Source organism: Pseudomonas sp. TH10 (assembly GCF_016651255.1).
Taxonomy (GTDB): Bacteria; Pseudomonadota; Gammaproteobacteria; order Pseudomonadales; family Pseudomonadaceae; genus Aquipseudomonas.
The window spans coordinates 1-11263 of record NZ_JAEKEG010000171.1; the positions used below are offsets into that span (position 1 = coordinate 1).

Below are 11263 nucleotides of genomic sequence, written 5' to 3' on the forward strand. Positions count from 1 at the left end.
TCAGCCAGAGTGATGTGCTGGCCAATCTGGCTCAGGCCCGACGCCTGCTCGAACAAGCAGCGGCGGCGGGGGCAAAGCTCGCCGTGCTGCCAGAAAACTTCGCTGCCATGGGCCGCCGTGACATCGCTGATATCGGCCGCGCCGAAGCGCTGGGTGAAGGACCGATCCTGCCATGGTTGAAACAGACCGCCCGCGACCTCAAGTTATGGATAGTGGCCGGCACGTTGCCGTTGCCGCCGGTGGATCAGCCGACGGCCAAGGCCAATGCTTGCTCGTTACTGGTCGATGAACACGGCGAATTCGTAGCACGCTATGACAAGTTGCATCTGTTCGATGTCGATGTAGCGGACAATCGTGGTCGTTATCGTGAATCCGATGACTATGCTTATGGCAGTGGCGTGGTGGTGGCGGACACACCGGTTGGCCGAGTCGGTCTGACGGTGTGTTACGACCTGCGCTTTCCGGAGCTGTACAGCGAGTTGCGGGCTGCCGGCGCGGAGTTGATTACCGCACCGTCGGCGTTTACCGCGGTGACCGGCGCGGCGCACTGGGATGTGCTGATTCGCGCGCGGGCCATCGAGACTCAGTGTTATGTGTTGGCGGCAGCGCAGGGCGGAACCCACCCGGGCCCACGGGAAACCTTCGGGCATGCGGCGATTGTCGACCCGTGGGGCCGCGTGCTGGCCAGTCAGGATCAAGGCGAAGCGGTGTTGCTGGCCGAGCGCGATAGTAATGAACAGGCGTCCATCAGGGCGCGGATGCCGGTGACGCGTCATCGGCGGTTTTTCTCGCAGGGCGCACAGCGACCTGCCTCAGAACACGAATTTAAGGCGTAAACCTATGAGCGAGTTGTTGTCCTCAGTCAGTGATCACCTGTTGGCCCCCGGCGGTGTGACGATCGAGAGCCTGCAAGGCGTGCTCGGCGATCTGGCCGGCCCGGGCATCGATGCGGCCGACCTGTATTTCCAGGGGCAGATCTCCGAGTCCTGGGCGCTGGAAGATGGCATCGTCAAGGAAGGCAGCTTCAACCTCGACCAAGGGGTTGGCGTGCGCGCGCAGTCCGGTGAGAAAACCGGCTTCGCTTACAGCAATGCGATCACTCTCGAAGCGCTCGGCGCTGCGGCCCGCGCTGCACGTTCGATCTCGCGTGCCGGGCAGAACGGCACCGTGCAGGCGTTCACCACACAAGATGTTGCACAACTTTATGGGCCGGACAATCCGCTGGAAGTGCTGAGCCGCGCCGAGAAAGTCGAGCTGCTCAAGCGCATCGACGTTGCCACTCGTGCTCTCGACCCACGTATCCAACAAGTCAGCGTGAGCATGGCCGGGGTCTGGGAACGGATTCTGGTGGCGTCCACCGACGGCGGTCTGGCAGCCGATGTGCGACCGCTGGTGCGTTTCAATGTCAGCGTGATCGTTGAACAGAATGGCCGTCGCGAGCGCGGTGGTCACGGCGGCGGCGGGCGTACCGACTACCGTTATTTCCTCGCTGAAGACCGTGCCATGGGTTATGCCCGTGAAGCGCTGCGTCAGGCGCTGGTGAACCTCGAAGCGATTCCTGCGCCGGCCGGCACTTTGCCGGTGGTGCTGGGTTCGGGCTGGTCTGGCGTGCTGTTGCACGAAGCGGTCGGTCATGGCCTGGAAGGCGACTTCAACCGCAAAGGCAGTTCGGCGTATAGCGGCCGCATGGGCGAGATGGTTGCGTCGAAACTGTGCACCATTGTTGATGACGGTACGTTGAGTGGTCGTCGCGGCTCGCTGAGCGTGGATGATGAAGGCACCCCGACCGAATGCACCACGCTGATCGAAAACGGTGTGCTCAAGGGTTACATGCAGGACAAGCTCAACGCGCGTCTGATGGGCGTGGCCCGCACTGGTAACGGTCGTCGCGAATCCTATGCGCATCTGCCGATGCCACGGATGACCAACACCTACATGCTCGGCGGTGAAAGCGACCCGGCAGAAATCATTGCCTCGGTGAAGAAGGGCATCTACTGCGCCAACCTTGGCGGTGGTCAGGTCGACATCACCAGCGGCAAATTCGTGTTCTCCACCAGCGAAGCGTATCTGATCGAAGACGGCAAGATCACCGCGCCGGTCAAAGGCGCGACGTTGATCGGCAACGGCCCCGAGGCGATGAGTCGGGTGTCGATGGTCGGTAACGATCTGGCGTTGGACAGCGGTGTGGGTACGTGCGGCAAGGATGGGCAATCGGTGCCAGTGGGTGTTGGCCAGCCGACGCTGAAAATCGATGCGATCACCGTGGGTGGCACGGGCGCATAAGAGATTGGCTGCAGGAGCTGCCGCAGGCTGCGATCTTTTGATTTTTTAAAAACAAAGATCGCAGCCTGCGGCAGCTCCTACAGGGGCGAGATTTAACGCAGGCCGCGTTGAGTCTCGTCCAGCTCACGGATGTACTTGAAGATCTTGCGGCTGGAAGCAGGAGGTTTGTTTTGCGCAACCTCGTGCTGAGCCTGACGGATCAGGGAACGCAGTTGTTGGCGATCGGCGTCCGGGTACTCGACGACGAATTTCTCCAGCACGGCATCATCGCCAGCGATCAGGCGGTCACGCCAGCGTTCCAGGTTATGGAAACGCTCGTTGTACTGACGAGTCGAGGCATCGAGTTGATCGAGCAAGGTCAGAATCGCGTCAGTGTCCTGATCGCGCATCAGTTTGCCGATGAACTGCAAGTGCCGTTTACGCGCGATATTCGCGGTGTGCTTGGGCGCATCGGCCAAGGCACGGCGCATCGCGTCGGTCAGTGGCAGTTTTGCCACCAAGTCAGGCTTGAGTGTTGTAAGGCGCTCGCCAAGGTCAACCAGAGCATGCAGCTCGCGTTTGACCTGAGATTTGCTTTTTTCTCCCGTATCGAGGGAGTCGTCGTAAGAATCAACCATGGTGGCAGTCCGCAAAGAAACGCCGCCATGATAACCAGTCGGGGGCCGCTTGTCCGGCCCGGTCGCTCGATGGCCCCAGCCGAAAGCAGAATTTGAGTGGAGATGAGCATGAGTGCAGTTCAAAGCGTCGGCCCGCAGGCATTGCCGGCACTGCAGGAACAGGTCGAGCAGATCATCGCCGAAGCCAAGCGCCAGGGCGCCAGTGCCTGTGAAGTAGCAGTGTCGCTGGAACAAGGGCTGTCGACGTCGGTGCGTCAGCGCGAGGTCGAGACGGTCGAGTTCAACCGCGATCAGGGCTTTGGCATTACGCTGTACGTCGGTCAGCGCAAGGGTTCGGCCAGTACGTCTGCGACTGGGCCTGATGCGATCCGCGAGACTGTCGCCGCCGCACTGGCCATCGCCAAGCATACCTCTGAGGACGAAGCGTCGGGCCTGGCCGATGCGGCGTTGATGGCCAAGGATCTGCAGGATTTTGATCTGTTCCACGAATGGGACATCACCCCGGAGCAGGCCATCGAGAAAGCGCTTATCTGTGAGGCGGCGGCATTTGATGCCGATGCGCGGATCAAGAACGCCGACGGCACCACGCTCAGCACCCATCAAGGCTGCCGCGTTTACGGCAACAGCCACGGTTTCGTCGGTGGTTATGCCTCGACCCGGCACAGCCTGAGCTGCGTGATGATTGCCGAGGCCGATGGCCAGATGCAGCGCGATTACTGGTACGACGTGAGCCGTCAGGGCACCTTGCTGGCGGATCCGGTGAGCATCGGCCAACGTGCGGCGCAACGGGCGGCAAGCCGTCTGGGCGCTCGTCCGGTACCCACCTGCGAAGTGCCGGTGCTGTTTTCCGCAGAATTGGCCGGTGGTTTGTTCGGCAGTTTCCTCTCGGCGGTATCCGGCGGCAGTCTGTATCGTAAATCGTCATTCCTTGAGGGCACGTTGGGGCAGAAGCTGTTCCCTGAGTGGCTGACCATCGACGAGCGGCCACACCTGATGCGCGCCATGGGCAGTTCGGCGTTCGACGGCGATGGCCTTGCGACCTATGCCAAGCCGTTCGTCGAGAAGGGCGAGCTGGTGTCGTACATCCTTGGCACCTATTCCGGTCGCAAGCTGGGGATGCCGAGCACCGCCAACGCCGGCGGCGTGCACAACCTGTTCGTCACCCATGGCGACGAAGACCAAGCGGCCTTGTTGCGCCGCATGGGTCGTGGGTTGTTGGTCACTGAGCTGATGGGCCATGGCTTGAACATGGTCACCGGCGATTATTCGCGCGGTGCGGCGGGTTTCTGGGTCGAGAACGGTGAAATCCAGTTCGCGGTGCAGGAAGTGACCATCGCCGGCAACATGCGCGACATGTTCAAACAGATCGTCGCGGTCGGTAACGACCTTGAGCTGCGCAGTAATATCCGCACAGGTTCGGTGTTGATCGAACGGATGACTGTCGCGGGCAGCTGATATTTTTGCTGCAACACTAAAGGCACGCCACCCAACCGGATGGCGTGCTTTTTTTCGCCTGCACACCACGGCAGGTAAAGCACGCCTATGGGAGCACGCTTTGCTCCCATAGGTGGATTATCCGGAATCTCGGGGTTGTTTTGGTTCTCATTATCATCTAATAATAAATCTCATTATCGGATGAGCCCCGGATCATGAGTTCTGCCTTGCACGAGCAGCCGTACCTCGAAAGCTGGCGCTGGATGAGTCGCCAGATCCGTTGCGCGATGGATTCTGACGAACCGCGCCTGATCGAACATTACCTGGCCGAAGGCCGGTATCTGTCTTGTTGCACCGCGACCTCACCCTGGACGGTCGCCGAAACGTCCTTCCGCTTGCTGCTCGACACCGCCACCGACATCGCGTTGCCGTGGCACTGGCGCAGCCTCTGTCTCGATCAAGCCTGGCGTCCATTGCGTGAAATGGAGCGTCTGTCGCTGTGCAACTGCCGGCTCAAGCGCTGGCAACGCTACACCTGGCAGCTCGCTACCTGCGAGTTGCTTCCCTCGATTCCTCTCATTGAATTAGTCCAAGGATTTACCGATGACCAAGACACGTATTGAGCGCGACAGCATGGGCGAACTGCAGGTGCCAGTGGACGCTCTCTACGGCGCGCAGACCCAGCGCGCAGTGGATAACTTCCCGATCAGCGGCAAACCGATGCCGACGCAATTCATCCGCGCACTGATCCTCGCCAAAGCCGCTGCTGCCCGCGCCAACGTCGAACTCAACCAGATCAGCGCCGCCCAGGGCAAAGCCATCAGCGACGCCGCGCAAGGCTTGCTCGAAGGCGACTTCATGCAGCATTTCCCGGTGGATATCTTCCAGACCGGTTCCGGCACCAGCTCCAACATGAACGCCAACGAAGTGATCGCAACACTCGCAAGCCGCCTGCTCGACGAGCCAGTGAACGCCAACGATCACGTCAACTGCGGCCAGAGCAGCAACGACATCATCCCCACCACCATCCACGTCAGCGCCGCGCTGGCCCTGCACGAACAACTGCTGCCGGCGCTGTTGCACCTGGTGCAAGTGATCGAGCACAAAGCCGAGCAGGTGCATCACCACGTCAAAACCGGCCGCACCCACTTGATGGACGCTATGCCGGTACGCATGAGTCAGGTGCTCAACGGTTGGGCGCAGCAACTCAAGGCCAACATTGGCCATCTGCAGGATCTGCTGCCAAGTCTGCAATCGCTGGCGCAGGGCGGCACAGCGGTCGGCACCGGGATCAACGCACATCCTGAGTTTGCCGCACGTTTCAGCCGTCAACTAAGCCAACTGACCGACGTGCAATTCACCCCGGGCAAGGACCTGTTTGCGCTGATTGGCTCGCAGGACACTGCCGTCGCCGTCTCCGGGCAACTCAAGGCCATCGCCGTGTCGCTGATGAAAATCGCCAATGACCTGCGCTGGATGAACTCCGGTCCGCTCGCGGGCCTCGGCGAAATTGAACTGCAAGCTCTGCAACCGGGTTCGTCAATCATGCCGGGCAAAGTCAACCCGGTGATACCGGAAGCCACCGCCATGGTCGCCGCGCAAGTGATCGGCAACGATTCGGTGATCACCATCGCCGGGCAGTCGGGCAATTTCGAGTTGAACGTAATGCTGCCGATCATTGCGCAGAACCTGCTGAGCAGCATCGAACTGCTGGCCAACTCCAGCCGCCTGCTCGGTGACAAAGCGATCGCCAGCTTCAAGGTCAACGAATCGCGCTTGAAAGAAGCGTTGTCGCGCAACCCGATCCTGGTCACCGCGCTCAACCCGATCATCGGCTACCAGAAAGCCGCGGAAATCGCCAAGCAGGCCTACAAGGAAGGTCGTGCAGTGATCGACGTTGCCCTGGAACACACCGATCTGTCGCGCAGCCAACTGGAAGAGTTGCTCAATCCCGAGAAACTCACCGCCGGCGGCGTGTAAGCACCGCAACCGCTTTGGAGGCTCACCATGGAGCACTGGAAACGCACGATCGAACGGGCCAATCGCTGCTTCATGCTGGGCGAACTGATCGACGCCCGCGAGGCTTACTTGCAAGCCCTGGCCCTGGCACAAGTGCTGTACGAACGCTGGGCGGATGCCGATGAAGCGGTGGCGGCCTGCGTCATCTCCCACCATAACCTGGCCGACTTGCACCTGCGCCTGAATCAGCCGGAGGAAAGCGCCGAGTACCTCTGTGCCATCCACCAACGGCTGTTGCAGACCATGCAGGACGAGCGCCTGCGCCCGGCACTGCGTGAAGCGGCGCTGCGCCAGAGCAGCAAAACTTACGTCGAACTGCTGAATTTCATCAGCGAGCACGGCGAATACCCGCGCACCCAGCGCCTGTTGCACCCGGATACCGGCAATGCGCGCCGCGCGCCTGCCCCACATCACCATGGAGTCCATTGAAATGGCTTTTACCCTGCCTGCCTTGCCTTACGCCTACGACGCCCTCGAACCGCACATCGATGCGCAGACCATGGAGATCCACTACACCAAGCATCACCAGACCTACATCAATAACCTCAACGCGGCGGTAGAAGGCACTGAGTACGCCGAATGGCCGGTGGAAAAACTGGTGGCGGCCGTCCAGCAGCTGCCGGAAAAACTGCGTGCCGCCGTTATCAACCAGGGCGGTGGCCACGCCAACCATTCGCTGTTTTGGGAAGTCATGGCCCCGCACGGTGGCGGCGCCCCTGACGGCGCGCTGGCCCAGGCAATCGACGAGCAACTGGGCGGGCTCGACAGTTTCAAGGAGGCGTTCACCAAGGCTGCGCTGACCCGTTTTGGCAGTGGCTGGGCATGGCTGAGTGTGACCCCGCAGAAAAAACTGGTCGTGGAGAGCAGCGGTAATCAGGACAGCCCATTGATGAATGGCAATACGCCGATTCTCGGCCTCGACGTCTGGGAGCACGCCTATTACCTGCGCTACCAGAACCGTCGCCCGGAATACATCAACGCTTTTTACAACGTGATCAATTGGCCTGAAGTGGCTGCGCGCTATCAGGCCGCACTGGGTTGAATCTTCAATGAAAAACCACCAAGGCTGATTATGGGCACTGAAACGCTGGCGATCGGAAGTGGGCGGATGTTTCGTTACGCATTCGGATCGCTGTTATTGCTGGCGGGTATGTCCTTGCTGGTCGCCCAAGGGCTGGCGTGGCTGGATCTTGAACCGAAACTGCTGCGTGCATTGCAGGGTGGGGCGATCTGCGCACTGGGTACGGCGCTGGGCGCGGTGCCGGTGCTGGTGATTCGCCGCATGCCGCAAGCCGTCAGCGATACGCTGTTAGGTTTCGGCGCGGGGGTCATGTTGGCGGCGACGGCGTTTTCGCTAATCGTGCCTGGGATCTCCGCCGCGCAGAGCCTCGGGCTCAAGCCTTGGGCCGCCAGTGGCCTGATCAGCCTTGGCATCATGCTTGGCGCTTTGGGTTTGTATCTGGTGGACCGCAAGGTCTCCGGAGCCTGCCCGGAAATGCTGGCAGGCGGGCAGGAGCGGCCGGCGATTGCGCCCAGGATCTGGCTGTTCGTGTTTGCCATCATTGCCCATAACATTCCCGAAGGCATGGCGGTCGGCGTGTCAGCAGGGGGCGGCATGCCTGATGCCGATAGCCTGGCGATGGGTATTGCGCTGCAGGATGTGCCGGAAGGGCTGGTGATTGCGCTGGTGTTGGCGGGGGCGGGGATGTCGAGGGTCAGGGCATTCCTGATCGGTGCCGCTTCTGGGTTGGTTGAGCCGGTTTTTGCGCTGCTGTGTGCGTGGCTGGTGAGCCTGGCCGAACTGCTATTGCCGCTTGGGCTCGCACTGGCGGCGGGGGCGATGTTGCTGGTGGTGACCCACGAAGTCATCCCGGAGTCGCGACGCAATGGTCATGACAAATTAGCCAGTCTTGGGCTGTTGATCGGGTTTTGTCTGATGATGGTGATGGATACCGCGTTGGGATAAAGATCAAAAGATCGCACAGGGTTCGTTTTTCCCTGCAGGAGCTGCCGTAGGCTGCGATCTTTGACTTGGACTTTCAACCACCCTCATCGAAGTAGTTGTTGATCAACTTCACCAGCGCATCCAGCGCTTCCTGTTCCTGATGCCCTTCAGTGCTCAGATAAATTTTCGTGCCCTTGCCAGCGGCGAGCATCATCATCGCCATGATGCTTTTACCGTCGACCGTAGTCTCCGGCGTACGGCCCACTCTGATTGTGCAATCCGGAAACTGCCCGGCAACGCCAACAAACTTGGCCGACGCGCGGGCATGCAAACCCAGTTTATTGATGATTTCGATTTCCAGAGCAGGCATCGCGGTGTGAATCCTTTAAGTGAGGTCGCGGTGGCGAACCTGGACGTTCTTCAGGGTTTTCTGCAGGGCCTGACCCAAGCGTTCGGTCAGGTAGACGGAGCGGTGGTGCCCGCCGGTGCAGCCAATGGCGATGGTGACGTAAGCACGGTTGCTCGCCGCAAAGCGTGGTAGCCATTTGTGCAGGTAGGTGAAGATGTCCTGGAACATTTCTTCGACCTCCGGCTGCGCCGCCAGATAGTCGGCCACTGGCGCATCAAGCCCCGATTGCGCTCGCAGTTCCGGCTTCCAGTAAGGGTTGGGCAGGCAGCGCACGTCGAACACCAGATCCGCGTCCACCGGCATGCCGCGTTTGAAGCCGAATGACTCGACCAGAAACGCCGTGCCAGGCTCAGGCTGATTCAGCAGCCGCAGCTTGATGGTATCGCGCAACTGGTACAGGTTCAGACTGGTGGTGTTGATCTTCAGATCGGCGAGGTCGGCGATGGGGCCGAGCAGGGCTGTTTCATCTTGAATCGCTTCGGCCAGCGAGCGGTTGGCGTTGCTCAGCGGGTGGCGACGGCGAGTCTCGGAAAAACGCTTGAGCAGGGTTTCTTCATCAGCATCCAGATACAGGACATCGCACTGGATGTGTTTGCTGCGGACATCTTCAAGCAGCTCGGGAAACCGTGTCAGATGGCTTGGCAGGTTGCGCGCATCAATCGACACGGCCACCAGCGGTTGCGCCAGCTCAGTGTGGATAAGGGCACGTTCGGCCAATTCCGGCAGCAAGCCGGCGGGCAGGTTGTCGATGCAGTAATAGCCGTTGTCCTCAAGGACATCCAGGGCGGTACTTTTACCCGAGCCGGAACGGCCGCTGACGATGATCAAGCGCATGATTACTGCCCGTTTTGCTCGTCCAGTACGACCTGGTACAAGGCTTCGTTGCTCGCAGCGCTGCGCAGTTTATCGCGTACGTCCTTGCGATCGAGCATGCTGGCGATCTGACGCAGCAACTCCAGGTGCGCATCGGTGGCGGCTTCCGGGACCAGCAATACGAACAGCAGGTCAACCGGCGCGCCGTCGATGGCGTCGAAATCGATCGGCGCTTCAAGGTGCATCAAGGCGCTGATAGGCGACTGGCAGCCCTTGAGGCGGCAGTGAGGAATGGCGATGCCGTTGCCAAAACCGGTGGAACCGAGTTTTTCACGGGCGATCAGGGCCTCGAAGACATCTTGCATCTCCAGATCCGGCACTTCGCGGGCGATCAGGTTGGCAATTTGTTCGAGGGCTTTCTTTTTACTGCCGCCCGGCACGTTCACGAGGGAACGGCCGGGGGTCAGGATATTTTCAAGTCGGATCATGGAGTGGGGGGTTATCGACCGGTGGCGCCCTGGAGCAGGCTCTGGGTCTTTTCCTTATGCTTTTTGAGTTGACGGTCCAGCTTGTCGGTCAGTGAGTCGATCGCCGCGTACATATCGGTATCTTCCGCATTGGCGACCACTTCGCTGCCGGGTATATGCAAGGTGGCTTCGATTTTCTGCTTCAGCTTTTCGACGCACATCGTGACTTGCACGTTGGTGATCTTGTCGAAATGTCGTTCCAGTCGTTGGAGTTTTTCCTCGATGTAGGAACGCAGAGGTTGGGTCACTTCCAGTTGGTGTCCACTGATGTTGACTTGCATACAGCTTCTCCTTCGTTGCCAGTGCATAAAGCGGCAGGCTGGATAGCCTGCCACTGGAACGCTGTAACGTGGCTTACATCAACCGCTTGCGTTCGCTCGAAGGCGCGATCCCTAAGGATTCGCGGTACTTGGCGACGGTGCGGCGAGCCACCTGAATGCCTTGTGCCTCCAGTAAACCAGCGATCTTGCTGTCACTCAACGGCTTTTTCTGATTTTCCGCCGCAACCAGTTTTTTGATGATCGCGCGGATCGCCGTGGACGAGCATTCACCGCCTTCGGAGGTGCTGACGTGGCTGGAGAAAAAGTATTTCAGTTCATAAATACCGCGCGGGGTATGCATGAATTTCTGCGTGGTCACCCGGGAGATCGTCGATTCATGCATGCCCACCGCTTCAGCGATGTCGTGCAGAACCAGCGGCTTCATGGCTTCGTCGCCGTACTCCAGAAAACCGCGCTGATGCTCGACGATCTGGGTGGCTACTTTCATCAGGGTTTCGTTGCGGCTTTGCAGGCTCTTGATGAACCAGCGAGCTTCCTGCAACTGATTGCGCATGAAGGTGTTGTCGGCGCTGGTGTCGGCGCGGCGGACAAAACCGGCGTACTGGGCGTTGACCCGCAATTTGGGCACCGACTCCTGGTTGAGTTCCACCAGCCAACGCTCGTTGTCCTTGCGCACGATCACGTCCGGGACCACGTATTCGGCCTCGCTGGACTCGATCTGCGAGCCGGGGCGCGGGTTGAGGCTCTGCACCAGTTCGATCACCTGGCGCAGCTCATCTTCCTTGAGCTTCATGCGGCGCATCAGCTGGCTGTAGTCGCGGCTGCCCAGCAGGTCGATGTAGTCCGTGACCAGGCGCTTGGCTTCTGCGAGCCAGAGCGTCTTGGCTGGCAACTGGCGCAATTGCAGCAACAAGCATTCGCCGAGGTTGCGGGCA

General features: G+C 60.2%; 14 protein-coding genes. 8 read left to right on the forward strand and 6 right to left on the reverse strand.

Going from position 1 to position 11263, the window contains the following annotated elements; all coding sequences use genetic code 11:
* The coding region (locus JFT80_RS22510) for a carbon-nitrogen hydrolase family protein (RefSeq protein WP_201149523.1) at window positions 1-836 on the forward strand (836 nt) is incomplete at its 5' end.
* Window positions 837-840: 4 nt separating this feature from the next.
* Window positions 841-2283: a metalloprotease TldD gene (gene tldD, locus JFT80_RS22515; RefSeq protein ID WP_122606067.1), complete on the forward strand. Its 1443-nt coding sequence runs from the start codon at window positions 841-843 to the stop codon at window positions 2281-2283.
* Window positions 2284-2375: 92 nt separating this feature from the next.
* On the opposite strand, the gene yjgA is transcribed toward tldD, so the two are convergent.
* Entirely contained in the window at window positions 2376-2900 is a 525-nt protein-coding gene (yjgA, locus tag JFT80_RS22520) for a ribosome biogenesis factor YjgA (protein WP_008085091.1), read from the reverse strand.
* A 108-nt stretch (window positions 2901-3008) separates the two neighbouring features.
* Between yjgA and pmbA the strand changes: the two genes are divergently transcribed.
* The 6 genes from pmbA to JFT80_RS22550 all read left to right on the forward strand — a co-directional run bounded on the left by pmbA (window position 3009) and on the right by JFT80_RS22550 (window position 8319).
* Window positions 3009-4355, forward strand: coding sequence for a metalloprotease PmbA (pmbA, locus tag JFT80_RS22525; RefSeq protein ID WP_374091437.1), 1347 nt, complete (start codon window positions 3009-3011; stop codon window positions 4353-4355).
* 194 nt (window positions 4356-4549) lie between these two features.
* Complete coding sequence (locus JFT80_RS22530; protein WP_201149527.1) at window positions 4550-4957, forward strand: FagA protein; 408 nt, start codon at window positions 4550-4552, stop codon at window positions 4955-4957.
* Window positions 4938-6314, forward strand: coding sequence for an aspartate ammonia-lyase (locus JFT80_RS22535; RefSeq protein WP_201149529.1), 1377 nt, complete (start codon window positions 4938-4940; stop codon window positions 6312-6314). The genes JFT80_RS22530 and JFT80_RS22535 overlap by 20 nt, the downstream gene beginning before the upstream one ends.
* Window positions 6315-6341: 27 nt before the next feature.
* Window positions 6342-6782 carry a hypothetical protein gene (locus tag JFT80_RS22540; RefSeq protein ID WP_008085084.1) on the forward strand — a complete coding sequence of 147 codons (441 nt, stop codon included), beginning with the start codon at window positions 6342-6344 and terminating at the stop codon, window positions 6780-6782.
* 1 nt (window position 6783) lies between these two features.
* Window positions 6784-7395 carry a superoxide dismutase gene (locus tag JFT80_RS22545; RefSeq protein WP_201149539.1) on the forward strand — a complete coding sequence of 204 codons (612 nt, stop codon included), beginning with the start codon at window positions 6784-6786 and terminating at the stop codon, window positions 7393-7395.
* Window positions 7396-7425: 30 nt separating this feature from the next.
* A complete protein-coding gene (locus JFT80_RS22550; protein WP_201149531.1) occupies window positions 7426-8319 on the forward strand; it encodes a ZIP family metal transporter in 894 nt (297 codons plus the stop codon).
* 73 nt (window positions 8320-8392) lie between these two features.
* On the opposite strand, the gene JFT80_RS22555 is transcribed toward JFT80_RS22550, so the two are convergent.
* The 5 genes from JFT80_RS22555 to JFT80_RS22575 all read right to left on the reverse strand — a co-directional run.
* Complete coding sequence (locus JFT80_RS22555) at window positions 8393-8668, reverse strand: HPr family phosphocarrier protein (RefSeq protein WP_041072841.1); 276 nt, start codon at window positions 8666-8668, stop codon at window positions 8393-8395.
* A gap of 15 nt (window positions 8669-8683) precedes the next feature.
* Window positions 8684-9541 carry an RNase adapter RapZ gene (gene rapZ, locus JFT80_RS22560; RefSeq protein ID WP_201149533.1) on the reverse strand — a complete coding sequence of 286 codons (858 nt, stop codon included), beginning with the start codon at window positions 9539-9541 and terminating at the stop codon, window positions 8684-8686.
* 2 nt (window positions 9542-9543) lie between these two features.
* Window positions 9544-10008 carry a PTS IIA-like nitrogen regulatory protein PtsN gene (ptsN, locus tag JFT80_RS22565; RefSeq protein WP_201149535.1) on the reverse strand — a complete coding sequence of 155 codons (465 nt, stop codon included), beginning with the start codon at window positions 10006-10008 and terminating at the stop codon, window positions 9544-9546.
* 11 nt (window positions 10009-10019) lie between these two features.
* Entirely contained in the window at window positions 10020-10328 is a 309-nt protein-coding gene (gene hpf, locus JFT80_RS22570) for a ribosome hibernation-promoting factor, HPF/YfiA family (protein ID WP_007912419.1), read from the reverse strand.
* A 73-nt stretch (window positions 10329-10401) separates the two neighbouring features.
* On the reverse strand, window positions 10402-11263 hold an 862-nt coding region (locus JFT80_RS22575; protein ID WP_201149537.1), incomplete at its 5' end, for an RNA polymerase factor sigma-54.

Excerpts from the sequence above, each read along its gene's own strand:
- tldD (WP_122606067.1), top strand. The coding sequence starts at position 841 with ATGAGCGAGTTGTTGTCCTCAGTCAGTGATCACCTGTTGGCCCCCGGC.
- yjgA (WP_008085091.1), bottom strand. The coding sequence starts at position 2,900 with ATGGTTGATTCTTACGACGACTCCCTCGATACGGGAGAAAAAAGCAAA.
- pmbA (WP_374091437.1), top strand. The coding sequence starts at position 3,009 with ATGAGTGCAGTTCAAAGCGTCGGCCCGCAGGCATTGCCGGCACTGCAG.
- JFT80_RS22530 (WP_201149527.1), top strand. The coding sequence starts at position 4,550 with ATGAGTTCTGCCTTGCACGAGCAGCCGTACCTCGAAAGCTGGCGCTGG.
- JFT80_RS22535 (WP_201149529.1), top strand. The coding sequence starts at position 4,938 with ATGACCAAGACACGTATTGAGCGCGACAGCATGGGCGAACTGCAGGTG.
- JFT80_RS22540 (WP_008085084.1), top strand. The coding sequence starts at position 6,342 with ATGGAGCACTGGAAACGCACGATCGAACGGGCCAATCGCTGCTTCATG.
- JFT80_RS22545 (WP_201149539.1), top strand. The coding sequence starts at position 6,784 with ATGGCTTTTACCCTGCCTGCCTTGCCTTACGCCTACGACGCCCTCGAA.
- JFT80_RS22550 (WP_201149531.1), top strand. The coding sequence starts at position 7,426 with ATGGGCACTGAAACGCTGGCGATCGGAAGTGGGCGGATGTTTCGTTAC.
- JFT80_RS22555 (WP_041072841.1), bottom strand. The coding sequence starts at position 8,668 with ATGCCTGCTCTGGAAATCGAAATCATCAATAAACTGGGTTTGCATGCC.
- rapZ (WP_201149533.1), bottom strand. The coding sequence starts at position 9,541 with ATGCGCTTGATCATCGTCAGCGGCCGTTCCGGCTCGGGTAAAAGTACC.
- ptsN (WP_201149535.1), bottom strand. The coding sequence starts at position 10,008 with ATGATCCGACTTGAAAATATCCTGACCCCCGGCCGTTCCCTCGTGAAC.
- hpf (WP_007912419.1), bottom strand. The coding sequence starts at position 10,328 with ATGCAAGTCAACATCAGTGGACACCAACTGGAAGTGACCCAACCTCTG.